Source organism: Paenibacillus sp. LS-5, from assembly GCF_056121505.1.
Genome location: NZ_JBWAVA010000050.1, coordinates 1 through 523, shown reverse-complemented (window position 1 = coordinate 523; position 523 = coordinate 1). Strand labels below are relative to the sequence as shown.

At 51.1% G+C, this 523-nt stretch carries 1 rRNA gene; it reads left to right on the top strand.

Annotated features, from left to right (window positions below):
• Positions 1 to 523: ribosomal RNA gene (locus tag AC0MA3_RS26380) — 23S ribosomal RNA — on the top strand; the annotation flags it as partial.

The window sequence follows — 523 nt, the reverse complement described above, 5'->3', positions numbered from 1 at the left end:
AGAGGCAGACCAGGGGAACTGAAACATCTAAGTACCCTGAGGAAGAGAAAACAATAGTGATTCCGTCAGTAGCGGCGAGCGAACGCGGAACAGCCTAAACCAAGAGGCTTGCCTCTTGGGGTTGTGGGACGTCTCACATGGAGTTACAAAGGAATATGGTAGGTGAAGAGGTCTGGAAAGGCCCGCGATAGAGGTAAAAGCCCTGTAACCTAAACTGTGTTCTCTCCGAGACGGATCCCGAGTAGTGCGGGGCACGTGAAACCCCGTATGAATCCAGCAGGACCATCTGCTAAGGCTAAATACTACCTGGCGACCGATAGTGAAACAGTACCGTGAGGGAAAGGTGAAAAGCACCCCGGAAGGGGAGTGAAATAGAACCTGAAACCGTGTGCTTACAAAAAGTCAGAGTCCTCTATATGGATGATGGCGTGCCTTTTGTAGAATGAACCGGCGAGTTACGTTTAACATGCAAGGTTAAGGTGAGAAGCCGGAGCCGCAGCGAAAGCGAGTCTGAATAGGGCGA